Here is a 24,882-nt window from a genome sequence, read left to right on the forward strand (position 1 = left end):
GGGTTACGGCAAAGTTGAAAGCCGTAACCCCCTTTGTTATTTCAGCCAGGCACGTACGTCTTCCACATGACGAGGGCGCCAAGGTTCAAGGCAACGGTGCCCCAGAAAACCAGTTGGAACTCTTGCTTCCGATTCTTGTGGCGCAGCAGGTGCTGCGCGGCAAGCGCGCCCGGCCAGCCACCGCACAGCGCCAGCAAGTGCAGCCTGGCCTCGGGCGTGCGCCAGGCATCGCGTTTGGCGCTGTCCTTGTCGAGCGCGTAGGCAAGGAACGCAACGGCACTCATCACAAGGCTGACGAGGCCGGCATATCGTGGCATGTACCCGCCAAGGGCGCCGCCCGCAATGGCCATCAGCGCCGTTGCCGCCAGGAAGGCAGGCAACAGGTTTGGCCGGCTCGCCTGGCTTCGCCCCTTCGGCGCGCCCAGTATCGAGACGCTGGTGGCTCGCATGCGGCCGTCCTTGTCCTTGCCCAGTTCAAACGTCACGCGGTCGCCAGCCTTGGGCTGGACGGCACGGTGCTGCAACGCGGTGATGTGAAAGAAGATGTCTTTCAGGTCCGCATGGATGTCGATGAACCCGTAGCCCTTGTCGGCATGCCAGGATTTGATGCGGCCCGCTTTTTTCATTTTTGCTTGTCCATCGGCGATACGCATTCTAGCTCCCCCTTGATGTGCATGGTCATCGATCCTGCTTAGTGCCCCAGCCCAGCCGGTGGCGCTTCTGCGTGGCCTGGTGCCGCGCATCGTCTTCCGTATGCAGGTATGCGCTGGTTGTGGCGATGGACGCATGCCCGAAATTGTCCCGCACGAAGCGCAGGTCGACCTGCCGAACCGTAATGGCGAGGAAGCCTGTGAACAACGCCGGGAGATCGGCTGCGAAGTGGGTGGAGCGACGGGCGGGGACCAAGGGGAACACGGGGCAGTCAAGTACGTGCCGGGAGCAGAACCGGGAAAGCGTATCACAGGGACTGGGACGTGTACGGCAAGCTGCAACGCAGCGGAAAAAGGAGAAGTTCACCGCGCTGATGCGTCACGCCACGGTCGGCCGGCTTCGGGATTCGCTTTGTGCGCGCAAGCGAAACATGACTCCGGGAGTGGATGGCCCGACGTGGCGGCACTGCGAGGCGGAACTGGAAGAGCATCTCCAGCGTCTGCACTCGCAAGTCATAGGCGGCGCGTATCGGGCACTACCCGTTTGGACGCAGTACAACCCAGAGCCGGACGGAAAGCAGCGCTCGCTGGGAATAGCCGCACTCGAAGAATCCTTCATCCAAGGCCCGAACAGCGCTTTGTCGTCAAGCACCCAAGGTAGGAGCCCGGTGCCCGAATTGGGCACGCCGGGATCTGTGCCGGGGGGGTACCGGGTAACCGGTATCCCTGCCGCGATTTGGTCTGCGACGGCTGACGATGACCACTTTGTCCTGAAGGTTTATTCCTGTTTGTGTCGTATGGGGTAGCGCAAACGCGTTGCTCGCTTCTCCCGCAAGCGTGAGAAGCGAGCAACCCGGAGCCAGTTCGTGACTCCGCAGTCGGGTTCAGGATTGTCGCGCGTCCTGGTTGATCTCGATGACCGCATCCGCCGCATAGGCCCCCTGGCCTTCAGGCATCGCGAACACCGGGTTGACGTCCACCGACTGCAGGCACGGGCCGGCCGCGGCTGCGAATGCCGACAGGCGCGCGAGCGTGCGCGCCAGTGCCGGAACGTCCGCCACCGGCCTGCCGCGCGCGCCCAGGAGCAACGGCGCGCCCTTGATCGAGCGGATCATCTTTTCGGCCACGTCCTCGCCGAACGGGCAGCGGTGGAAGACCACGTCCTTGAGCACTTCCACGAACACACCGCCCAGGCCGAACATGGCGATGGGCCCAAACACGGGGTCGCGGTTGATGCCCATGATGCACTCCACGCCACCGCTCAGCTGTTTGGCCACCAGCACGCCTTCGATGCGGGCTTCGGGCGCGGCCTCGCGGGCACGTTCCATCAGGGTTTCGAAGCCGCTGCGCACGGCGGCCTCGTCGCGCACATCGAGCAGCACGCCGCCGATTTCTGACTTGTGCAGGATATCCGGCGACAGGATTTTCAACACCACCGGGAAACCGATCGCCCGCGCGGCCAGCACGGCGGTCTCAACGGCGCTGCAGGCACGCTCGGGCGCGCTGGCGATGCCGGCCTCGGCCAGCAGTGCCTTGGATTGCGCCTCGCTGGGCGTTTGTGCGGGCAGCACGACAGCTGGCGCCTTCGGCGCGGGAGCTAGCGGCTTTGCCGCGTAGGCGCGGCCGAAGCGGCCCATTGCCGCAATCGCAGCTACGGCACGGGTCGGGTCCTCGAATACGGTGAAGCCTTCGGCCTCGTAGCTGCGCAGCACTTCGCGCGGGCCGCGCAGCACCAGCACGTAAAGCCTGTCCGGGTAGGTGGCGCGCATCCGCGAGAGCTGTTCGCGCAGCACCGGTGCCACTTCCGCGGTGGTGCCGGCATAGCTGAAGAAGCCCAGCACGGAGCGGTAGCCGCCGTTGGTGAGCATCATTTCCATGAACGGCTTCACCAGCGTTGGATCGTTGATGAACTGCGCCGTGGTATCCACCGGGTTGCGCGGGGCACAGATCGGCAGCATTTCCAGCATCTTTGCCTGGTCGGCGGCAGGCATCTCCGGCATCGGCAGGCCATACTCTTCGGCTGCGTCGGAGACGATAACGCCCGCGCCGCCGCTCACGGTGATCACCCCCAGCGTATTGTCGGCCGGGAACACGCCACGCGTGGCCAGGCGCACGACGTCCAGCATGCTCTCGGAGGTGTAGGCGCGCACCACGCCGAGTTCTTCCAGCACGGCGTCCACCACGGCATCGTTGCCGGCAATCGACGCAGTATGCGAGCGCGCCGCCGCGCCGCCGACTTCACTGCGGCCGACTTTCATCATCACCACCGGCTTACGTGCCGCGCGTGCCGCGTTCAGTGCGTCCACCAGGCCGTCACCGTCATTGATGCCCTCGGAATAGAGGGCGATCACGTCGGTGTTCGGGTCCGCCACCATCAGCTTCAGGATTTCGCCCAGCGTCAGGTCGGCTTCATTTCCGGTCATGACGATGTTGGACAGGCCAATATCGGCATCGACCATGGCTGACACCAGGTGGCTGCCGTAGGCGCCCGACTGGCTGACAATACCGACGCGGCCAGCGCGCACGTCATCGATGCCGGCGAGCGAGGAAAAGCTGCCGACAAAGCCGGTATGCAGGTTCACCAGGCCGAGCGAGTTCGGCCCCAGCAAGCGCATGCCGGTACGGCGCGCGGCGGCCACCAGTTCGGCCTGCATGGCGACGCCGGCGCCGCCCACTTCGGCAAAGCCGGCGCTGAACAGGATGGCAGCCGGTACGCCCTTGTCCCCCAGGGCGGTAATCACTTCCAGCACCTGTTGGGAAGGCACGACGACGATGGCCACGTCAGGCACTTCGGGCAGGGTCGCGACCGAGGGGTAGGCTTGCAGGCCCTGCACCTCGCGGCGGTTGGGATTGACCGGCAGGATGCGCCCCGCATAACCAAGCTTGCGCATGGATGCGATCGGGCGTCCACCGATGCGGGAAGGATCGTCCGACGCGCCGATGATGGCGACCGAACGCGGGTTCAACAGGCATTCCAGTGGGGCAGTCATATTCATGGATCGGGCTGGCATGGGTTGGGTTGCGGGGCGAATCGGCTTGCCGCCTCAGGCGAGCGTGAAGGTCGGCAGTGGCGCACCGCCTTCGGACGGCGAGAAGCGCAACTGCACTTTCTGGCCGATGCGCACCGAGTCCAGGTCGCAATCGACGATATTGGTCATCATGGTTACGCCTTCGTCGAGCGTCACGTAGGCCATGCAGAATGGCGTGGGGCCGGCGCGGCGTGTGACGCTGTATGAATAGATCGTGCCGCGGCCGCTGACTTGCTTCCAGTGGGTCGTGCCCATGCAGAAGGGGCACAGGGTGCGCGGATACCAGTGCGGCTTGCCGCAGCTGTCGCAGTGGCGCACCAGCAGGCGGCCATCTCGCGCGGCGGCCCAGAACTCGGCGTTGTCAGGCTGCTCGGAAGGGGCCTTGAAGACGGTAGGGGTGTAAGGGGTGCTCATCTTGTTACTCCCGTTCGAGGATCAGGGTGGCGCTGCCATGGCGCGAGCCCAGCAGGCCGCCGGTGCCTTGGGCCAGAGCCAGGTCGCAGTTCTTGACCTGCACGGCGGGATGGGCTTCGCCGCGCAGCTGGCGCACCGCTTCGATCACCTTGGTGATGCCGCCGCGGTTGGCCGGGTGGTTGTTGCACAGGCCGCCGCCGTCCGTATTGAAAGGCAGCTTGCCAACCCCAGAAATCAGGTTGCCGTCGGCCACGAATTTGCCGCCTTCCCCCTTTTTGCAGAAGCCCAGGTCTTCCAGCTGCATCAGCACGGTGATGGTGAAGCTGTCGTAGATCGAGGCGTACCGGATGTCCGCCGGGGTCACGCCTGCTTCAGCGAAGGCCGCCGCGCCGGATACCCTGGCGGCAGACCAGGTCAGGTCAACCTGGCCGCCGAGTTGGCCTTTCACGTGCTCGCCTGCGCCAAGGATCTTGATCTTCGGGCGGTTCACCTTTGCGGCGATTTCCGGCCGCGCCACGATCAGCGCGCCGCCGCCATCGGATACCACGCAGCAGTCGAGCTTGCGCAGCGGGTCAGAGATCAATGGTGAGTTCAACACGTCTTCCACAGTCACCACGTCACGCAGCATGGCGTTGGCGTTGTGCTGGGCGTGGTGCGACGCGGCCACCTTGATCCACGCTAGTTGCTCGGGCGTGGTGCCGTACTCGTGCATATGGCGCATCGCCACCATGGCATACATGTTGACGGTGAGCGGGCTGAAGGGCGCCTCGAAGGGCAGGTCGGGCACGTTGTCCCCCCAGTTGCGCGCCTTGGTGCCGCTGGAGCCTTCCGAGCGGGGGCGGCCTGCGAGCGTGATCAGCGCCACATTGCACTTGCCCATGGCGATGGCCTGCGCGGCATGCGACACGTGCGCCAGGTAGGACGAGCCACCGGTTTCCGTCGAATCCACATGGCGCACTTTCAGGCCCAGGTAGTCCACCATGTTCAGCACACCCAGGCCGGGCGCGTCGCCGGCACAGAAGTAGCCGTCGACGTCGGCCAGGGTCAGGCCGGCGTCTTCCAGCGCGCCCTTGGCGCTTTCCGCGTGCAGTTGCGCTACGGTTTTGTCCGGGGCCTTGCGGGTCGGGTGCTCATAGGCCCCGACAATGTATGCCTTGCCTTTGATGCTCATGCTTGTTTCCTGTTGGGTCAGAGTTTGGGGGGGGACTCAGCGCAGGTCCCGGGCGGAGAATCCGTGGGGTTCGCCGGACTATTCCGGCTCGATGCCCGCTAGCGCAATCAGGCGCTTCCACATTTGCTGGTCGGCGACAATGGTCTTGCGCAATTCGGCGCCGCTGGCGGGATAGGGCATGCTGCCGCGTGTGGCGTAATGGGCCACGGCTTCAGGAGAATTGACGAATTCCAGCGTGAACTGCGCTAGCTTTTCCACGATGGCGGGCGGCGTGCCCGCCGGGGCGAACAATCCGGTCCAGCTGTTGACGGCGGCGCCGGGCATGCCCGCCTCGGCCATGGTCGGGACATCCTTGAGTTGTGGCAGCCGCGCAGGCGAGGTGACCGCCAGAGCGCGCAGCTTGCCGGATTGCACATGTGGCACCGCGGCTGATACTTCCACAGCGCCATAGTCCACCACGCCGGTCATGAGGTCAGGCAACAGCGTACTCATGGCCTTGTACGGCACGCTGACCGCCTGGATGTTCGCCGTGTCGTTGAAGGCCGTGACAATGGTGCGGTAGCCCGTGCTGGAGGTGCCGAAATTGAGGCTGCCGGGTTTTGCCTTGGCGGCGGCGACCAGTTCGGCCACGGAGTGGTAAGGCGAGTTGCCGGATACCACCAGCGCCACGGGAATCACCGACATGCGTGCGATCGGCACGAAGTCCTTCAGCGGGTCATAGGGCAGCCGCTTGAACAGGAAGGGATTGGCCGCCATGGCGCCAGAGGCCGACAGCAGCAGCGTGTAGCCATCGGGGGCCGCCTTGGCCACGTAGTCGCTGGCCAGGATCATGTTGGCGCCGGGCTTGTTTTCCACTACGAAGCTCTGGTCGAGTTTCTGGCTCAGGTATTTTGCGAGCAGGCGCGTGTAATCGTCCGCGCCGGTGCCTGCGCTGGTGATCGAGACGATCTTCACCGGCCGCTGCGGATACGTCTGCGCGGTCGCGGGCACTGCCACGCCAATGACAGCAAATAGGGCGAGCGCAGTCCGCAGCGGCTTGCGCGTCCACTCCAGGAATCCATACATCGGTCACCTCCTTTGATTTCAATTGCTGCCAGACATTGTCAATGTCCCCGGGTTGCTCCCCAGGTGCCTTTGGGCCGGTCTCAGGCGTCCTCCGCGGCGGGGGCTCGCCTATGCTCCGGCCACAGCAGCTTTGCCGCTTCGCCATCCTCTCGGTAGGTATGGCAGCTGCCGATCAGCACCGGCCTTGGCATGTGCCCGGTGCCTTCGCCCGGCCAGCGCCCGCCGCGCTCCCTGCGGCCGATGGCCATGGTCGTTTGCGTGGCGGTGGTGGCCAGCGGCCCTAGCAGTTCGGTCAGGTGCGTGCAGCCGCGCACACCGCCGACAATGGTCTTTGCCTGCTGGCGAAAGCCCGCGCGGATCTGCAGTCCCTTCAGCCCGGCATAGGCGGACTCGATGGCCGTGCAGTATTCCGTGGGGCCCGCCGCGATGGTTGCCTTGACATCGCGAATGACCAGGTCGCGGTCCACGGTCATGAGGATGCGCATATGGTGGATCGCGCCGCCCGCTGGTACGACTTTGAAGAGCAGGTCGGTGCCCGTCGGGCTGATGTCCTGTATCTCGGCCTCGATATCGAGCAGCCCATCGCTACGCTCGTAGCCGTTGCAGGTCACGCGTCGCGTGTGGATGGCCTTGCGCTCGGATGTGGTTGGATTCATTGGTGGTTTCCATGCCGGAAGCTGGTGCGGGGCGCCCGGCTTTGTCGTCAGGTCTTAGGCTCAGTGAAAGGGGCGCGGTGATGTGGCTGCCTGGTCTTCTGCATGCGCCGGTGCGCAGCCCAGAACAGCACGCGCAGCGCAAAGCCCATGCCGCCGCTCATGGCCTGCCTGCAGTGGTCTGCCTGCAGTTCAACCGGCACGCCAAGTTCAACTGCCGACGCGTAACAGACAATGCGCATGTGCGCGTCGCCGCCACGGATGCGACTATCCAGCAACGCATGCAGCGTGTCCGCGTAGGCGGCCTGGCCCAGGCTGCGCGACGCTTCTCGTGCGCAGCGCTGCAGTTGGCGGCTGCACTGCCGGACTTCCTGCAGGAGGTCCATCAGCCGTTCCATCGGCGCGATCGCCTGCGCAGACACAACTGCGCTGCCAAGGCCATGCTGGCCATGTGTGCGGATCTCCGGCTGTGGTGTTTCTTGGGCCAGCATCGTCTTGCCTAAAAGGTGGTTATGCGCAGGCCATACCGGCTCGCGTGCGAAATCCGGGATCAGTTTCACGCGACCGGGAAGGAACCGCCCCACTCAACGAAGGGGGGGGACGGAGCCGCCGGGGTCTCCCGGGCGCCATATGCCCCGCCAACAGTGAAACGAGGCCGGCAGCCATGTGGCAATCGGCTGGATGTGCTCCCCACGCCCCCAAAATACGACTGGTAGTAAATATATACGAAATGACGTAGACTTTGTGCAATCTACGAGGTTGCAAATTTGTCTACGGCATATCGTAGATAAAGCCAAAAGCCGGACCATCAGAAAAGACACGGGAAATGCCGGGACTCCGGTACTTTTTACTCACAGGAGACATTGCCAATGAAGCCCCATTTCAGGAATCTGCTTGCCCGTTCGGCAAGTCTTGGGAGTGCCGCCGTTATCGGGCTTGCCGTCGCGGCGCCGCAGGCACTGGCTGAGGCCAACTATCCTGCCAAGCCGGTCACGCTGGTGGTGCCCGGCCCGCCCGGCGGCATTACCGACCAGCTCGGCCGCCTGGTCGCCGCCCGGATGACGAGCGACTACGGCGTGCGGGTAATTGTCGACAACCGGCCCGGCGCCGGTGGCAACCTGGCCACCGACCTGGTTGCCCGGGCTGAGCCGGACGGCTACACGATCCTGATGGGCACGCAGGGCACCATGGCCAGCAACCAGTTTCTCTACAAGTCGTTGCGCTTCGACCCCGCCAGGGATTTCGTTGCGGTGCAGGGCCTGGTTTCCATCCCGAACGTCTTTGTGGTGAACAGCAAGCTGCCGTACCAGTCGGTCAAGGACCTGGTGTCGTACGCCAAGGCGCACCCGGGCAAGCTGGCGGTTTCGTCAGCCGGCAATGGCACCGGCACCCACCTGGCCGCCGAACTGTTCCAGGCGCAGGCCGGGGTGAAGTTCGTGCACGTCCCGTACAAGGGCAGCGCGCCTTCAATCAATGACCTGCTGGCCGGGCAGGTCGACATGACCTTTGACTACCCTGTTTCCACCCTGGCGCAGATCCAGGCCGGCAAGCTGCGCGCACTGGCGGTGACCGGACCGACTCGCCTGCCAACGCTGCCGCAGGTGCCCACCGTTGCCGAGGCCGGCTATCCGGGGGCGGAGTCCACCTCGTGGATCGGCCTGTTCTTTCCGGCGCGCACCGGTGCCGCGATCGTGGCGAAGTGGCAGTCGGACGTGAGCCGTCTGCTCAAGGACCAGGCCGCTATCGAGGCGATACACAAGATGGGCGGCGTGCCTCTGCCGCTCGGCGGCGAGCCGTTCAGCAAGTTTGTGCGTGAAGAGCGCATCAAGTGGAAAGCGACGATCGAGCATGCCGGCGCCACCATCGACTGAGTCTGCGGCCGGCAGTATGAACCAGAGCAAACGAGGAGACTGAACAAGATGTTTCAATACGCTTCACAGACCAGCCCGCATACGCCGGGCGCCGGACCGAAATACCGCGATGCTGCGCTGCAAGTGGCATCGGTGGTGCACGAGCGCCGTCCGGACGGCACGCTGCTGCTGCGCGCCGCGCAGGCGCCGGTGCCGGCGCCGCATCCGGGCTTCAGCGGCTTTGTCAGGGGCTGGGCCGAGCAGCGCGGCGAGCAGACCGCACTGGCCCAGCGCGACAGCAACGGCGCGTGGCGGGTGGTGACGTGGGGCGAGTTTTACCGTCAGATGCTGGCGGTGGCGGCAGGGCTGCTGGAGTTGGGCCTGTCACGCGAACGCTCGCTGATGATCCTGTCGGGCAACTCGATCGAACATGCGCTGCTGGTTACCGCAGCCGAATACGTCGGCATTCCTTGCGCTGCGGTGTCGGTGGCCTACTCGCTGCAGAGCCGCGACTTTACCCGCCTCAAGGACATCAATGCACTGCTTGAGCCAGCCGCCGTCTTTGTCCAGTCGGCGCCGGCCTTTGCGCGCGCGCTCGACACCCTGGCCGTACCTGCCGGCGGGGTCATCGCGGTCGATTGCCCAGCACCGGGGCAGCTTGCCTGGACTACGTTGCTGGCCAGCGAGTTGACGCCGCAGCGCCTGGAACGGATCGAGGCGGCCCATGCTGCCATTCGGGCAGAACACACGGCGCGCATCTTCTTTACTTCCGGGTCCACCGGCGCGCCCAAGGGCGTGGAGGTGTCGTATGCCGCTGTCCAGGCACTGATGGGGCAGTTCCTCTTCGCGCATGCTGCTCCCGCCTACCAGGGCGCGGTAGTGTTGGATTGGCTGCCGTGGAACCACGTCTTCGGCGGCATCGGTAACCTGGGCCGCGCGTTCGTGTTGGGCGCTTCCTACTACATCGACGACGGCCGCCCTGTTTCGGGCCAGTTCGCGCGCACATTGCAGAACCTGCGCGAGGTGTCGCCCACCATGTTCGCTACCGTGCCGGCGGCGTGGGCGATGCTTGTCACCGAACTGGAGCGCGATGAGGCACTGGCCCGCGCCTTCTTTGCGCGCTTGATGTTCGTCAGCTTCGGCGGTGCCAGCCTGTCGGCGGATGTCTATGCCAGGTTCCAGCGCGTGGCCGAGCGCACTGTCGGCGAGCGCATCTTGTTTACCAGTGGTTTCGGCTCGACCGAGACCACGGCGATGGGCCTGAATTTTAGCCGCCAAGCTGAAGAAATCGGCAACCTCGGCACGCCGGTACCGGGCGTCGAAGCCAAGCTGGTGCCGCTCGACGGCGGCGATGGCCGCTACGAAGTCCGCATGCGCGGCCGCAACCTGTTCTCCGGTTATCTGCGCCGCCCGGACCTGACCGCGGCGGCCTTCGACGAAGAAGGCTATTTCTGCATGGGCGACGCTGCACGGCTCGCGGTGCCGGATGCGCCGGCCGAAGGCCTGCGCTACGCAGGGCGTTGCGTGGAAGACTTCAAGCTCAGCAATGGCACCTGGGTACGCACTGGGGCCGTGCGCGTGGCGCTGTTGGAGCAGTGCGCGCCGCTACTGGCCGATGCCGTGATTTGTGGCCATGACCGCGATTTCGTCGCGGCGCTGGCCTGGCCCAACCTGGTGGCGTGCCAGCAGCTCGCCCCCGAGCTGGCCGACTTGCCGGCTCAAGCGCTGGTGGCGCATCCGCTGGTGGTGGAGGCACTGCGCAAGAAGCTGTGCGGCGGCCCGGGCGGCAGTGTGAGCCAGCAGGTGCGACGCGTGATGCTGATGTCCGAGCCGCCCTCCATCGACGCCAACGAGGTGGCCGACAAAGGCTACATCAACCAGGCAACTACCCGTGAGCGCCGCGCCGGGATGATCGGCACGCTGTATGAGGAGCCTGTGGCCGCAGCAGTCGCCAGTAGGCACTGAGAAAGTCGCACCGGCAGCACGTCACCCCGTGCCGCCGTTTATCCGGCACAGGCCGCCTACACGGCGGCCAAGGCCATTCCTAGCCAATCCGCAGAGGCTGTATATGCGTGTTGCACCCCAGATCACCCTGACTGAACAAGAACGCACCGAACTGGAAACGCTGGCCACGGCAGCCGACGGCCCGGAAAAACTGGCGCAGCGTGCGCATATCATCCTGCTGGCCGCGCGGGGCGAACAGAACAATGCCATCGCCCCGCAACTCGGCATCGGGCGGGCACAGGTGGCACGCTGGCGCGAGCGCTATGCGATGTCCGGGATCGGTGGGATCCTGCAAGACCTGCCGCGCGGCGCGCCGCCAGTGAAGGTGGACATGACGCGGCTGGTGATGCTGACCCGCCCGGACGACACCGGCGCGGCGCGGCACTGGAGCACCAGGAGCCTGGCTGCGGAACTGGGCGTGAGCGCGGCAAGCGTCTCGCGCCACTGGCGCGCCGCCGGCCTCGCCAGCGGCGCGGCCGGCCATGGCAGCACTGCCGGCGCGCCCGACTTCAGCGGCCGCCCGGCAGAGGTCGTCGGGCTGTATGTGTCGCCGCCCGAACACGCGCTGGTCCTGTCATTCGACGCCGCCGGCGGGTACGATGCCCCGGCAAGCGCCGGCGTCAGCCCGAACGTGCGCGCTCTGCCCGGGCACCGACGCAGCCTTGCGGCGTCGCTGGTGACGGCGCTGAATGTGCTGGATGCCGAAATTGCGGAGTCCGGCGCCGGCGGCGATCGGCCCGCCGCCTGGCTGGCCTTTCTGCAGGAGATCCAGGCGGCCACGCCGGCAGGCAAGGCGTTGTGGGTGGTGGCAGACAATCATCTCAGCCATCAGCACGCCGAGATGGAGCAGTGGCTGCAGCGTCATCCGCATATCAGCGTGCAGTTGGCGCCGAACGGGCCGGCCTGGATCCGTGTTATCCAGCGCTTTCTGCGCGATGCCCAGGGCGCGCGCGCCGGCACCTGTTTCCCGGCTGGCGTACCGGAAGTGCTGGCGGCCATTGAAGCCGCCACCCATGCCCGTGCCGCCGCACCGTACCGATGGCTGCGCGCGAATCCGAAGCCGGCGACAGCGACTGTGCTTCCGGCTTCAGGCCAACTGGCAGCGTGCGCGGCGAATGCTGCTGCGCCGGTTGATAGCCCGCAGCCCACGGTCGCTGTGATGCGCACGGTATGCCCGATCGCCAGCACCAAGGTGCTGCCGCCGCGCGGGGCGCGCCAGCTTGTGCCGCGCGAAGCGTTGATGGCGCGCCTGCTGGAAGCGCGCCGGCAACGCTGCGTGGTAATCCAGGGCCAGGCAGGCAGTGGCAAGACCAGCACGTTGATGGCCTGGCGCAAGGCAATGATCTCACTGGGTTACGACGTCTGCTGGCTGTCGCTCGCTGTGGAAGACAATGAACCGGCACGCTTCTTCGACTACCTGCTGGCCAGTATCGCCGAAGCGGAGCCGGCCGCGGTGCGCGAGGCGTCGCTGGTAGTCGGGGGCGACTGCGACGAAGCCGCAATCGAACTTTGGGTGGTCACGCTGGTGCAGGCGCTCGCCAGGCGCCAGCGCAACCTGGTGCTGATGATCGATGACCTGCATCACATCACCGATTCGCGCAGCCTGCAGGCGCTGCAATGGCTGCTGGACTATGCCCCGCCGCAACTGCATCTGGCGCTGAGCTCGCGCAGCGCCCTGGTGCTTTCGATGGAGCGGTTGCGGCTGCAGGACACGCTGGCTGAATTCGATATGCGTGACCTGCGCTTCACTCCGGAAGAATCCGAGCGCTATCTGCGCGAGCAGCTCGGCAACATCAGCGGCGCTGACGCCGCCGCGCTGCATGCGCTGACCGATGGCTGGGTGGCAGGGCTACAGCTCTTTGCCATCGACCTGCGCACCAAGCAGGGCGGCAATTCTCACAACTATCCTTTGACGCAGGTGCGCGACGCACGTGCCTTCGCCAGCTATTTCGAGCGCGAGGTGCTGATGCGGCTCGCGCCGGAGGACCTGGACATGCTGACCCGTGTGGCCATCTGCCCGCGGTTCTGCGCGCCGCTTTGTGCCGACATCCTGGGCCAGCCCCAGGCCATCCTGCCCCTCAGGGCGCGGTTGTGCCAGCTCGTTGCCAACAATCTGTTCATTACGATCATCGGCAGCCATGACCACGAGGCCTGGTACCGCATCCATCCGCTGCTGCGCGAGACTTTGCTCAACCACCTGGCCGAGCGCGGCGAAGCCGAGCTGCGCGCTTTGCATACCGTGGCATGGCGATGGTTCGACGCGTGCGGCCAGATCGACGACGCCGTATTTCATGCCGTCAGGGCCGGCGACGTAACGGCGGCGGCCGTCATGGTGGAAGCCTGCGCGCAGACCCTGCTGGAGCGCGGCGAACTGAACCAGCTTGCGGGCCTGATGCGCTTGCTGCCGATCGAGCAGGTACGCCAGCGCTTCGGCCTGCACGTGGTGATGGCCTATATGCAGCTCTACGGGCGCGATTTCGAGGCACTGCGCCAAAGCCTTGAACAGTTGGACGCGCAGCACGCAACCCTGGGAGCGCCCGGGCGCTACACGCTGCTTCTGCTGCGTGCCGGGCTGGCGCTGCAACTCGACAATACGGATGCCGCGGCAGCGATGCTGCCGGAGCTGTGGCAGGTGCCGCCTGACGCCGAAGATTTTGCGTGGCATTCCCGTGGCAACGTGTTGTCATGGCTGCTCACCTCGCGCGGCGAGTACGACCTGGCGCGCAAGGTGCTGGAGGAAACCGACCTGCGTGCAGGCGCGCCGCGCAGTGTCCAGCTTGGCCGCTGCATCCATGCCATCAGCCTGGCACGGGAAGGCAAGGTCCGGCAGGCTGGCAAGATCGTGCGGGAAGTGATGGAGGAGGCCGAGCGCCATGGCGCGGCGTACGTCGGCCTGGCCTGCATGGCCGCCGGCCTGTTGGCCGATACGCTCTATGAACTAGACGAGACCGAAGCGGCCTGCCAGTTGCTGGAGCCGCGCATCGGCATGCTGGAGCGCGTGTCGCTGCCGGAGGTCGTGCTGCGCGCTTGCCTGGTGCTATCCAATTCCCACTGGCTGGCCGGCCGCCGGGCGCAGGCGCTGGCCTACCTGGACCGGCTGGAGGCCTATGCCGTGCGCTATGGCCTGGACCGGCTGCTTGCCGAAGCCCTGCTGCTGCGCTTGCGCCGCCACCTGCAGCTGGGTGAGATGGAGCGCGCCCATATCGTCCTGGAATGCGTGCAAGCCATTGCCGCGCGCCATGCCGGCGCGGGCGTGCAGAAAGCGGCCGAGACGGCGTCGGCCGCCGCTCGCGCCAGCATCGAGATGTCACTGCACACCAAGGACTTCGTCGCCGCCATCGATCACGGGCAGCCGCTTGTGGCTGCGTCGGAGCGAAGCGGCGAGGCGCTGTGCGCGGCCAGCCTGCGCCTGCAACTGGCCATCTCCAGGCTCGGGCTGGGCGAGGAGCATGCCGCGCGCCGTGACTTCATCGAAGCCATGCGGCGCGGTCACCGGCTGGGGCTGACGCGCTCGCTGCTCGATGTGGCTGGCGGCGCGCTGGATGCCTTGGCCGCACTGGTTCGCGAAAGCGAGCCGGATCCGGTGCTTGCGTTCTACATCAAGCGGCTAGGGGCGGCGGTCACCAGTGCAGCGCGGCAGCCCGGGCCCGCTCGCGTAGAGGCGGTCGGCGGGCCGATTGACCTGCTGAGCGAGCGTGAACGCGAGATCCTGGATCTGGTGGGGCAGACCATGTCGAACAAGAAGATCGCCAAGGTGCTGAACGTTTCCACCGAGACGGTGAAGTGGCACCTGAAGAACATCTACGCCAAGCTAGGGGTAGGTGGACGCGGTGGCGCCGCCGCGCGCCTGCGCGATCTGGCTGGCCCTGCCGCTGGCGGCGGCATGCACGGCTGAGCGTCTTTCTGGCGTTGTTCGTCGCTCCCGCGAAGGCGGGAGCGACGTGTTGGCAATGTACCCGGTGACCCCGCGACACTGGGTTTCGGCCTGCGCGGCGTGCGGGCGCGGCGGCTGGGCGTATTCAGATGGCATCCGTGCGGTCTGCCGCCGCCAGTCCGATCAGCGCCGTCGTGCGCCATGTTCCATTCGCGCGCCGCTCCCCCCCTTCCTGTCCCTATAAGCTCCGCTTTCCACCGGCCCCCCACGTCGGGGAGTGCCCGGCACCGCGCCAGCCGCAATCATGATCTCCTCGGCAGCAACTTCGAACATCGCACCGCCATGTCAGGACCGAACCAGCAAGACGCTGTCCGCACGCCAGGTACTTTGCCGGCCGTGCGAGCACCAGACCACAGCCTGATCCTATGCCTCGAGGCGAAGGCCGAAGCCTGTCCCGACGAGATCGCCATCGAATATCACGGGCGCAGGCTAACCCACCGCGCGCTGCTGGATGCCAGCCTGACGCTGGCTGGGTATATGCAGCAGCATCTGGGCGTGCGGCACGGCGACCGTGTGCTGCTGCTGATGCATGACTGCCCGCAGCTTGCCATGGCCACGCATGCCGTGTTGCGCTGTGACGCGGAAGTCGTGGCCATCAGCCCGCTCAGTACAAAGGAGGAAGTGGCGGGGCGCGTAGCCGAATCCGGCGCGAGCGCGGTGGTGGCCATGCAGGATGGCTTGCCGCGCGTGGCGCCGCTGCTTTGCGCCCACGGGCTGCGCGGCTGCATCGTGGGCGCCTACTCGGAATTCGCTGGCGAGCCAGGCACGCCTGCGTGGCAGGCGGCCCCCGAATACGTGCGCGACCCGCGCGTGCCCATCCTGCAGCCACGCGTGCACGACTTTGCTGGCGCACTGGCCGCCGGCATTGCGCCGGCGCCGATGCGGCGCCACGGCCAGGCCGGGCGTCCAGTACAGCGATAGGGTGCCTCGCTGAAATCCTAAACCCTGAAATCCTGAAATCTTCAACCAAATCTAACTGGAGTACCAACCATGAGCCTGCTTGAAGGAAAAGTCATCATCGTGACCGGCGCCGGCGCCGGCGTGGGTAAGGGCATCGCAATGGAAGCCGCGCGACAGGGCGCTCGTGTCATTGTCAACGACCTGGGTGTCAACATCGACGGCTCTGGCGGCAGCACAGGCCCTGCGCAGCAGGCGGTCGACGAAATCAAGGCGGCGGGCGGCGAAGCTGCCGCCAACACGGATAGCGTGGCGGACTGGGGTGCGGCGCAGAAGATCGTGCAGCAGGCGCTGGACTTGTATGGCCGCGTGGACGGCGTGGTCAACAACGCCGGTAACCTGCGCGACATCATCTTCCACAAGATGAGCGAAGATGACTTCGATGCCGTGATCCGCGTGCACCTGAAGGGCAGCTGGAACGTCTCGCGCGCGGTGGCACCGCACTTCAAGGCGCAGGAAAGCGGCGCCTTCGTGCACATGACCTCCACCGCCGGTCTGATCGGCAACTTCGGCCAGGCCAACTACGCGGCCGCGAAGCTGGGCATCGTTGGTCTATCCAAGTCCATCGCCGTGGACATGCAGAAGTTCAATGTGCGTTCCAATTGCATCGCGCCGTTTGCCTTCACTCGCATGGTCGGCAGCATTCCGACCAATACGCCGGAAGCGGCCGAGCGCATGAAGATCAACATGCGCCTGGAGGCCGGCAAGATCGCCCCGTTCACGCTGGCGCTGCTGACCGACCAGGCGAAGCAAGTCACCGGGCAGATCTTCGGCGTGCGCAACAACGAGATATACCTGTTCTCGCAGCCGCGCCCGATCCGCACCGCCCACAACAGCGAAGGCTGGACCGTCGATTCCTGCGTCGAGCGCGCCATCCCGATGTTCCAGGGATCGTTCTACAAGCTGGACCTGTCGCGCGACGTGTTCGGCTGGGATCCGGTCTGAGCGTAGTTACGTCGGCGGCAGCCTGAACGGGCATGCCGCCGGCATCCGAGGAGACGAGCGATGGATTTTCAACCTGACCTGGGCCAGGAGGCCTTCCGCGAGGAAGTGCGCGCCTTCCTGCGCGAGAACCTGCCTGACGACCTGGCTGGGCGCATCCGCATCGGCACGCGTTCGCCCCAGGCGGAACTGGTGCGCTGGCAGCGCATCCTGAACGAGAAGGGATGGGGTGCCCCATACTGGGCGAAGGAAGACGGCGGCACCGGGTGGAGCGTGTTGCAGCGCCTGGCGTTCGACGAAGAATGCACGGCCGTGGGCGCGCCCTCGCAAGACACGGGGGCCCAGAAACTGCTCGGCCCCGTGCTGAACGCATTTGGCACGTCCGAGCAAAAGGCCGAGCACCTCCCGCACATCTTCAGCGGCGAACGCCAGTGGTGCCAGGGTTTCTCCGAGCCGGGTTCCGGTTCCGATCTGGCTTCGCTGCGCACCCGCGCCGAGCGCGATGGCGACCACTATGTGGTCAATGGCCAGAAGATCTGGACCAGCTACGCGCACCGTGCCGACTGGATCTTCCTGCTGGTGCGCACCGATACGGAAGTGAAGAAGCAGGCCGGCATCAGCTTCCTGCTGGCCGACATGAAGACCCTGGGCATTACCGTGCGCCCCATCGTCACCATCGACGGCTGCCACCACCTGAACGAGACCTTCTTCGACAACGTGCGCGTGCCGGTGAAGAACCTGGTGGGTGCGGAAGGCGAAGGCTGGAAGATCACCAAGTTCCTGCTCAACAATGAGCACGCCACTGCGGCCGACTTGCCGATGCTGCGACGCTACATGGCACAGGTCCGGGCGCTGGCCACGCGTCAGTGCGCCGGTGGCAGCGTCTTGCTGGAGCGGCACGAATTTGCACAGCAGCTCGCGCGTTTCGAAGCCGAGCTCGCCGCCATTGCCATGCTGGTGCAGAGGGTGGCCGCGATGGAGCAGGACCACAGCCCCGCGGCACATGCGATGGGCTCGATCCTCAAGATCCGCGGCACCGAGCTGCTGCAGAAGATGACGGTTTTCCTGGTCGAATCGCTGGGCGACTACGGCGCCGTCGCGTATCCGATCCCGCAGGCACGCGATGCCGCCGAGCCGCTGCCCATGCAGGACGTGGCGCGCGGCATGGCCAACGAGATGTTCTTCCGCCGCGCTTCGACCATCTACGGCGGCACCAGCGAGGTGCAGCGCACCATCATCGCCAAGTCGATGTTCTAACTCTGAAGGCACTGACTGATCATGAATTTCAACCTGAATGACGAACAGCGCCTGCTGCAGGACAGCGTGCGCCGCTTTGTCGAGAGAGACTATGACTTCGAAGCGCGCACGGCGCGCCTGAGGTCCGGCGAACCCAGCAACAAGCGCCACTGGGCCACCTTTGCCGAGAATGGCTGGCTGGCAGCGGCGCTGCCGGAGGCGGCGGGCGGACTGGGCGGCACCATCATCGATACCGTCCTGATCGCCGGCGAATTCGGCCGCGGCCTGGTGGTGGAGCCCTACCTGGGCAGCGCTGTGCTGGCCGCGCAAACGCTGGCGGCAGCGGCTACGCCAGCGCAACAGGAACGACTGCTGCCGGCGCTGGCCGATGGCTCGCGCCGCTTCGCGCTGGCCTACAGCGAGGCACAGTCGCGCGGCCTGCCCGAGCCGGTAACGACGTGCGCCGAGCCGGCACCCGGCGGCTACACACTGCACGGCACCAAGACGCTGGTGCTGGGCGGCTGCGATGCCGATGCCCTCATTGTCTCGGCGGCACTGCCGGGCAAGGCGGGCAAGGCTTCCCTCATCAGCCTGTTCCTCGTGGACGCCGGCACCCAGGGCGTGAAGCGCTGTGCTTTGCCGCTGCACGACGGTAGCTGGGCGGCAGAAGTCATCCTCGACGGCGCATTCGTGCCGGCGGATGCCCTGCTGGGCGAAGCCGGCAACGGGCTCGCGGCCCTGCGCCATGGCCTGGCACACGGCACGGCCGCACTGTGCGCCGAACTGGTCGGTGCCATGGAAAAGGCGATTGAGATCACTGCTGAGTATCTGAAGGTGCGCAAGCAGTTCGGTGTGCCCATCGGCAGCTTCCAGGCATTGCAGCACCGCATGGCCGACATGGCCGCGGAACTCGAGGTGGCGCGCTCAATGCTCTACGCGCTGCTCGCTTCGATGGAGAACGACGACGCCGAGGGGCTCGCCCGTACCGTCTCGCAGGCCAAGGCGCTGATCGGCCGTGCTGCCCGCTATGTCTGTGGCCAGGCCATCCAGCTGCACGGCGGCATCGGCATGACCGAGGAATACACCGTCGGGCACTACTTCAAGCGCGCGGTCGTGGCCGACGTGCTGTTTGGCAACGCTGACCTGCATGAGGCGGGGAACGCCCGGGCCCAGCAGGTAGCCCTGACCGGAAAGGAGATGCAAGGGTGAAGATCTACGAAAACATTGGCGACCTGCAGCCGCTGGTCGGGGAAATCATCGGCACCAGCGAATGGCTCACGCTCGAGCAGGAGCGCATCAACCTGTTCGCAGATGCCACCGGCGACCACCAGTGGATCCACGTGGATCCGGAGCGCGCCAGGAGCGGTCCCTTCGGCGTGCCGATCGCGCACGGCTTCCTGACACTGAGCCTGCTGCCAGCCTTCTCGCACACCGCATACAAGGTGAAAAACAGCAGCACGGGCGTGAACTATGGCTTGGACAAGGTGCGCTTTCCCGCGCCGGTGCCGGTCGGCAGCCTGCTGCGCGCGCATTTCAAACTGCTGGCGTTTGACCCGCTCGACAACGGCGGCGCGCAACTGAAGCTCGAGATGCTCGTCGAGCGGCAGGGTGGCAGCAAGCCGGTGTGCATCGCGGAATCGATCATCCGCCGGTTTCCGTAAGCGGACGCCCGCTGCAATGTGGCGATGGCGGGTGGTCTGCTCGCAGACCACCCGGCCCGTGCAAAACGGGCACTTTCAAGAAAAGAAGCGGCCCCTGTGGCCGCCGCATACGCAAGGAGGAGACACACATGGCCAGAGCCATTTCAACCCGCCGGCGCAGCATCCTTGCCCTGGCCGCCGGCAGCACCTTGCTGGCACTGGCATCGCCCGCCAGGCCGCAGGCCCATAGCTATCCTGACCACGTCATCAGGATCGTCTCCGTTGCCAGTCCGGGGACGGGCATCGACGATTACACCCGGCTGCTGGCGAAGTTCCTGGCGCAGAAACTGGGGCAGAGCGTGGTGGTGGAGAATCGCCCCGGTGCCAACATGATTATCGCCAGCGACTTTGTGGCCAAGGCAGCACCGGACGGCTATACCCTGCTGCTGACCGCATCCAGTGCGATGTCGGCGAATCCGTTCCTCTTCAAGCAACTGCCGTACAAGCCGGGCAAGGACTTTGTGCCCGTGGCCCGCATGTCGGCGCTGCCAGTGGCGCTGGTGGTCTCGGCCAACTCGCCCTACAAGACGGTTGCCGATCTGGTCAGCGCGGCGCGGGCCACGCCAGGCAAGCTTAACGGCGCCAGCAGCAGCACCGGCTACCGGCTGATGGCTGCCGCATTCACGGAGGCTGCCGGCATCAGGACCACCGACGTGCCATACAAGGCCACCAGCGGCTTGCTGCCAGACTTGATCGGCGGCAATGTCGATTTCACGATGGTGGAATTCGCGGCCGCACTGCCGCTGATCCAGTCGAACAAGCTGCGTGCGCTCGCGGTGCTAAGCCCGAAGCGGGTATCGCTGTTGCCCGACGTGCCTACGCTGGCTGAAGTCGGCATGCGGAACAATGCGCTGGTCGAAACGGTATCGCGCATCAACTGGAGCGGCCTGTTTGCGCCTGCGGGCACGCCTGCCCCGATCGTGGACAGGCTCGGCAAGCTCACGCTGGAGTTCGTCAATTCTCCAGAGGCGACAGCACATTACGCCGGCCGCGGCAGCATGGCGAACCCCGGCACCGGCGCCGAGCTTGGCAAGGCGGTGCTCGCCGATCAGCAGACCTGGAAGAAGCTGATCGCGTCGGCGGGGCTGAAGCCGGAGTAATGACGCGAACCATCTTGCAGCCAATCCAGGAGACAGGAGACTCAATGCAGCTTGTCAATAAGTTCTACATCAATGGCCGGTGGGTCGAGGCATCTGCGGCCAGTTCGCTGACCGATATCGTCAATCCGGCCACGGAGGCAGCAATCGGCCAGGTGGCCATGGGCGGCGCCGAGGATGTCGGGCGCGCCGTTGCCGCGGCGCGCGCTGCGTTTCCTGCGTGGTCGCAATCCACGCGCGAGACGCGGCTTGCGCTGCTTGGGCGCATTGCCGAGTGCTACCGGGCGCGCAGCGCCGACCTGGCCGCCGCGCTCAGCGCGGAGATGGGTGCGCCGGCGTGGCTGGCACAGCAGTACCAGGTGCCGGCCGGCCTGGCGCACATCCAGTCCACCATGGCCGCGCTCAAGGACTTTGCCTTCGTCAGCCGGCGCGGCACGACCGAGGTGGCGCGCGAAGCCATCGGCGTCGCCGCGCTGATCACGCCGTGGAACTGGCCGCTCAACCAGATCGCCGCCAAAGTGGCGCCCGCGCTGGCGGCAGGCTGCACGGTGGTGTTGAAGCCCTCTGAAATCGCCGCCCTGAGCGCGCGCATCTTTGCCGAGATCCTCCATGAAGCCGGCGCGCCGGCTGGTGTCTTCAACATGGTCTACGGCGATGGCCAGTTGGTTGGCCGCACGCTGTCGGGCCATGCGGATGTCGACATGGTGTCGATTACCGGTTCCACGCGCGCCGGCATCGACGTGGCCATCCACGCCGCGCCCACGGTCAAGCGTGTTACGCAGGAACTGGGCGGCAAGTCGCCGAATCTGATTCTTGATGACGCCGACCTGGCTGCCGCGGTATCCGCAGGCGTGGTCAACTGCATGATGAACTCCGGCCAGACCTGCGTGGCAGCTACCCGCATGCTGGTGCCGCGCACCTGCTATGAGCAAGCTGTGGCGGTGGCGGTAGCCACGGCAAACGCGCTGAAGGTTGGCGATCCTTCGGCGCCTGACAGCAAGCTGGGGCCGATCTCCAATCGCAGCCAGCATGAGCGCGTGCAGGCCATGATCGCCAAAGGCATGGACGAAGGCGCCAGGCTGGTGGCGGGCGGTATCGGTCGGCCGGATGGATTGTCGCGCGGCTTCTACGTCCGGCCCACGGTGTTTGCCGACGTGCACAACGGGATGGCCATAGCGCGCGAGGAGATTTTCGGCCCGGTGCTGGTGATAATTCCTTATGACACTGAGGAGGAAGGTATAGCGATAGCCAATGACACCGAGTATGGACTGGCCGCCAGTGTCTGGTCCGGCGACGCGGATCGCGCGCATCGCGTGGCAGGGCAGCTACGTGCGGGCCTGGTTCAGGTCAATGGTGCCCGGGCTGACTATGCGGCGCCGTTCGGCGGCTACAAGGCCTCCGGCAACGGGCGGGAGTTCGGTGAGTACGGGCTGGCGGAGTTTCTTGAGTACAAGACGATGGTTGGCTGCGCCTAGTCCGAGTGCGGGTGCTCCCGCCGGTGCTCCGCCATGGAGCGTCGAAGGCTGCGGTGCGCAGCGGGTCCTTCAGGCGGTTTGCTGAAGGACCTTTCTGTTTCCTTGTCCGTCGTCCCGCACAGGCGGGAGCAACGGGGTTATCACCATTCCTCAAAACTGGAACAGCGACTTCGCAATGATCGAGCGTTGAACCTCGCTGGTGCCGCCATAGATGGTTGTGGCCCGGCGGAAGAACATCTCGGCAGCCACCCCTTGCGCGGTGTCCTGCATCGGCAGCACCGACTGCTCTCCGGCTCCTTGTGCATGGGTGCCGGGATAGGCCACAGCGCCGTGGTCGCCCAGCGTCTCGACCAGGAACTCGCTCATCTTCTGCTGCAGCTCGGTGCCGCGGATCTTGAGCATCGAGCCTATCGCATGTGCCGCGGGGCTGTGGTCTTCCTCCATGGCGGCGACGCGCTGGACCATCACCGTGATTGCCTTGAGTTCCGCCTCGTAGCGGGCCAGGCGCAACAGGAATTCATGGCGCTCGGCGAGGGACCTGCCGCCGGCCCGCGCAGTGCTGGATAGCGCGCGCAGCTGACCCATGAGGCGGCGCAGGGTGGGCAGGTCGGCGGTGGAGGCATGTTCGTTGTTGAGCAGGAACTTGGTCAGTTTCCACCCATCGCCCTGCGCACCCACCAGGTTCTTCACCGGCACGCGCACGTTGTCGAAGAAGGTCTCGTTCAGGTGGTGGCAGCCGTCAATGCTGATGATGGGGCGCACGGTGATGCCGGGGGTCTTCATGTCCACCAGCAGGAAGCTGATGCCAGCCTGTTTCTTGGCCTCCGGATTGGTGCGTACCAGCAGGAAGATCCAGTCGGCATGGTGGGCATAGCTGGTCCAGATCTTCTGCCCGTTGACGACGTAATGGTCGCCGTCCCGGTCGGCGCGGGTACGCAGCGAGGCCAGGTCCGACCCCGAGCCGGGCTCCGAGAACCCCTGGCACCACAGCCGGTCGCCGTTGAGGATAGGTGGCAGGTGCTCGGCTTTCTGCTCCGGCGTGGCGAAGTGGTTGATCACCGGCCCAACCAGCTTCTGCGCGAATGAGTCCTGGGAGGCCGTGCCTGCGGCAGCGCACTCTTCGTCGAACACCAGCCGTTGCAGCACACTCCAGCCGGTGCCACCATGCTCCTTTGCCCAGTACGGCGCGCCCCAGCCGTGGGCATTGAGGATGCGCTGCCAGCGCACCACGTCGGCGCGCGGCGAGCGCAGCCCGTCCTTGCGGCGCGCCAGGTTGGCCGGCAGGTTCAGGCGCAGGAATTCGCGTACCTCCTGGCGGAAGACATCCAGGTTCGGGTCAGGTTGGAAGTTCATGAAAAGGCTCTCCAATATGTTGGCGGACGGCATGCCTGCCCGCATTCTTGATGCCTTCCACATTAAGGGGCGCGCTGCCTGGCAACGCCCCCCACCGTTGGGGGTCCATACCGGGTAATACGCGCCGGTTCATCAGCAACGGCCTGCGTTCCCCCTTAAGAAGAGTAGGGCGGGACCGGGCCGAGGGCGCGACACTGTGGCTCATGACACTGCAGGCTATCCCACCCCTTAGCGAGGACAGACGACTATGCAGGCCCAGCAGATCCCATTGCGCCATGCGCAACTCACCTTTGCCGGCGGCGTGGCGGAGTTCACCCACCAGCGCCCGGCGACGCGCAATGCGCTGTCGCTGGAGATGCGGCAGGACTACCACGACATGCTTGACCGTGTGGAGGGGGACAGGAGTATCCGCGCGCTGATCCTGACCGGCTCCGGCGGCAGCTTCTGCGCGGGCGGCGACCTGAAATCGATCAAGGAGATGTTCGCCAGCCCGGATCCGTCGGCCCGCGCGCCCGATGCAATGCGGCGCCGGTTGCAGGACATCCACAGATGGCTGCGGCGCCTGCGCGACCTCGAGATTCCGGTGATCGCCGCAGTGGACGGCCCGGCCGCGGGTGCCGGGTTTTCGCTGGCGCTAGCTGCGGATTTTGTGCTGGCGTCCGAGCGCGCGTCGTTCTGCATGTCTTTTGCCAAGGTTGGTCTGCTGCCGGACATGGGCTCGCTGTACGCGCTGCCTCGCGCGGTGGGCATGATGCTGGCCAAGGAACTGATGTTTACGGGCAAGCGCCTGGACGTGACCGATGCCAAGCGCTGCGGCATTGTCCATGCCATTTACCCCGCCGACAGCCTGGCGGCGGAGGCAAGGCGCTTTGCGCGGCGCTTTGTTACGGCGCCGCAGGAAGCGTTGGCGCTGATGAAACGGGCACTCAATCGCACCTTCGAAAGCTCCTATGACGCTGTGCTCGACCTGGAGTGCCAGGCGCAAGCCCTGGCCTCGGCCATGCCGTACTACGCCGAGGCGGTCGACGCTTTCCTGAGCGGCAAGCCGGCCCGCTTCGACTGGGACAGGGAAAGTCCTGGTCCTGCTGTTGCAGACGAAGGGGCGCGCATGGCTACGCAATGCCGCGGAGCGAACAAGCAGGCCTAGCCGCATGTTGCGGCCATTGCGGCGCATAAGGTGACAGGCGCCAGCAGTGCCTTGCACGATTCCAGTTGTCTCCACGCCCGTCATTTCTCGATGTGACGGGATGTTAGCTCCGGCCCTGGCGCCGGAGCTTTTTTTCTCTGGCGTGGATGTCCACCCATGATCGGGGCGGGCTTGCTCCCCCTCGACCTGAGGGGGTGTGCGGGTA

Annotated in this window: 19 protein-coding genes and 1 pseudogene; 11 read left to right on the plus strand and 9 right to left on the minus strand. The window is 65.8% G+C overall.

Features of this window, described 5'->3' with window-relative positions; genetic code table 11:
- Positions 1-41: 41 nt before the first annotated feature.
- From AC1RWI_RS11220 to AC1RWI_RS11255, 8 genes and pseudogenes are all read right to left on the minus strand, one after another.
- Positions 42-626 carry a DUF1294 domain-containing protein gene (locus tag AC1RWI_RS11220; protein WP_492866398.1) on the minus strand — a complete coding sequence of 195 codons (585 nt, stop codon included), beginning with the start codon at positions 624-626 and terminating at the stop codon, positions 42-44.
- 52 nt (positions 627-678) lie between these two features.
- Positions 679-837, minus strand: a pseudogene (locus tag AC1RWI_RS11225) (tyrosine-type recombinase/integrase); the annotation flags it as partial.
- A 697-nt stretch (positions 838-1,534) separates the two neighbouring features.
- On the minus strand, positions 1,535-3,640 hold the full coding sequence (locus AC1RWI_RS11230; RefSeq protein ID WP_492866400.1) for an acetate--CoA ligase family protein: 2,106 nt from the start codon (positions 3,638-3,640) through the stop codon (positions 1,535-1,537).
- A gap of 54 nt (positions 3,641-3,694) precedes the next feature.
- Entirely contained in the window at positions 3,695-4,093 is a 399-nt protein-coding gene (locus AC1RWI_RS11235) for a Zn-ribbon domain-containing OB-fold protein (RefSeq protein WP_492866402.1), read from the minus strand.
- Between the two features lie 4 nt (positions 4,094-4,097).
- Positions 4,098-5,264 carry a thiolase family protein gene (locus AC1RWI_RS11240; RefSeq protein ID WP_492866404.1) on the minus strand — a complete coding sequence of 389 codons (1,167 nt, stop codon included), beginning with the start codon at positions 5,262-5,264 and terminating at the stop codon, positions 4,098-4,100.
- A 78-nt stretch (positions 5,265-5,342) separates the two neighbouring features.
- Positions 5,343-6,329, minus strand: a complete 987-nt coding sequence (locus AC1RWI_RS11245; RefSeq protein WP_492866406.1) for a Bug family tripartite tricarboxylate transporter substrate binding protein — start codon at positions 6,327-6,329, stop codon at positions 5,343-5,345.
- A gap of 80 nt (positions 6,330-6,409) precedes the next feature.
- Positions 6,410-6,985 (minus strand): DUF2889 domain-containing protein, encoded by a 576-nt coding sequence (locus AC1RWI_RS11250; protein ID WP_492866408.1) that lies wholly within the window; start codon positions 6,983-6,985, stop codon positions 6,410-6,412.
- Positions 6,986-7,032: 47 nt separating this feature from the next.
- A complete protein-coding gene (locus AC1RWI_RS11255; protein ID WP_492866410.1) occupies positions 7,033-7,542 on the minus strand; it encodes a hypothetical protein in 510 nt (169 codons plus the stop codon).
- A 309-nt stretch (positions 7,543-7,851) separates the two neighbouring features.
- On the opposite strand from AC1RWI_RS11255, the gene AC1RWI_RS11260 reads away from it, so the two are divergent.
- From AC1RWI_RS11260 to AC1RWI_RS11305, 10 genes are all read left to right on the plus strand, one after another.
- The gene (locus AC1RWI_RS11260) at positions 7,852-8,853 is read left to right on the plus strand and encodes a Bug family tripartite tricarboxylate transporter substrate binding protein (protein ID WP_492866412.1); all 1,002 of its coding nucleotides are present in this window, start codon (positions 7,852-7,854) and stop codon (positions 8,851-8,853) included.
- Positions 8,854-8,901: 48 nt separating this feature from the next.
- A complete protein-coding gene (locus AC1RWI_RS11265) occupies positions 8,902-10,797 on the plus strand; it encodes an AMP-binding protein (RefSeq protein WP_492866414.1) in 1,896 nt (631 codons plus the stop codon).
- Positions 10,798-10,900: 103 nt separating this feature from the next.
- Positions 10,901-14,731, plus strand: coding sequence for a LuxR C-terminal-related transcriptional regulator (locus AC1RWI_RS11270; protein ID WP_492866416.1), 3,831 nt, complete (start codon positions 10,901-10,903; stop codon positions 14,729-14,731).
- A gap of 375 nt (positions 14,732-15,106) precedes the next feature.
- Entirely contained in the window at positions 15,107-15,691 is a 585-nt protein-coding gene (locus AC1RWI_RS11275; protein ID WP_492866418.1) for an AMP-binding protein, read from the plus strand.
- Between the two features lie 69 nt (positions 15,692-15,760).
- On the plus strand, positions 15,761-16,672 hold the full coding sequence (locus AC1RWI_RS11280; protein WP_492866420.1) for an SDR family NAD(P)-dependent oxidoreductase: 912 nt from the start codon (positions 15,761-15,763) through the stop codon (positions 16,670-16,672).
- 60 nt (positions 16,673-16,732) lie between these two features.
- Positions 16,733-17,926 carry an acyl-CoA dehydrogenase gene (locus AC1RWI_RS11285; protein ID WP_492866422.1) on the plus strand — a complete coding sequence of 398 codons (1,194 nt, stop codon included), beginning with the start codon at positions 16,733-16,735 and terminating at the stop codon, positions 17,924-17,926.
- A gap of 21 nt (positions 17,927-17,947) precedes the next feature.
- A complete protein-coding gene (locus AC1RWI_RS11290; RefSeq protein WP_492866424.1) occupies positions 17,948-19,114 on the plus strand; it encodes an acyl-CoA dehydrogenase family protein in 1,167 nt (388 codons plus the stop codon).
- On the plus strand, positions 19,111-19,566 hold the full coding sequence (locus AC1RWI_RS11295; protein ID WP_492866426.1) for a MaoC family dehydratase: 456 nt from the start codon (positions 19,111-19,113) through the stop codon (positions 19,564-19,566). Before AC1RWI_RS11290 ends, AC1RWI_RS11295 begins: the two co-directional genes overlap by 4 nt.
- Positions 19,567-19,694: 128 nt before the next feature.
- The gene (locus AC1RWI_RS11300) at positions 19,695-20,705 is read left to right on the plus strand and encodes a Bug family tripartite tricarboxylate transporter substrate binding protein (RefSeq protein WP_492866428.1); all 1,011 of its coding nucleotides are present in this window, start codon (positions 19,695-19,697) and stop codon (positions 20,703-20,705) included.
- Positions 20,706-20,749: 44 nt separating this feature from the next.
- The gene (locus AC1RWI_RS11305; RefSeq protein ID WP_492866430.1) at positions 20,750-22,177 is read left to right on the plus strand and encodes an aldehyde dehydrogenase family protein; all 1,428 of its coding nucleotides are present in this window, start codon (positions 20,750-20,752) and stop codon (positions 22,175-22,177) included.
- A gap of 150 nt (positions 22,178-22,327) precedes the next feature.
- On the opposite strand, the gene AC1RWI_RS11310 is transcribed toward AC1RWI_RS11305, so the two are convergent.
- Complete coding sequence (locus AC1RWI_RS11310) at positions 22,328-23,530, minus strand: acyl-CoA dehydrogenase (protein WP_492866432.1); 1,203 nt, start codon at positions 23,528-23,530, stop codon at positions 22,328-22,330.
- A 247-nt stretch (positions 23,531-23,777) separates the two neighbouring features.
- Here AC1RWI_RS11310 and AC1RWI_RS11315 point away from each other — a divergent pair, with 247 nt between their 5' ends.
- The gene (locus AC1RWI_RS11315; RefSeq protein ID WP_492866434.1) at positions 23,778-24,677 is read left to right on the plus strand and encodes an enoyl-CoA hydratase/isomerase family protein; all 900 of its coding nucleotides are present in this window, start codon (positions 23,778-23,780) and stop codon (positions 24,675-24,677) included.
- Positions 24,678-24,882: the final 205 nt, after the last annotated feature.

This window comes from Cupriavidus sp. MPR-AND1C (assembly GCF_058809705.1).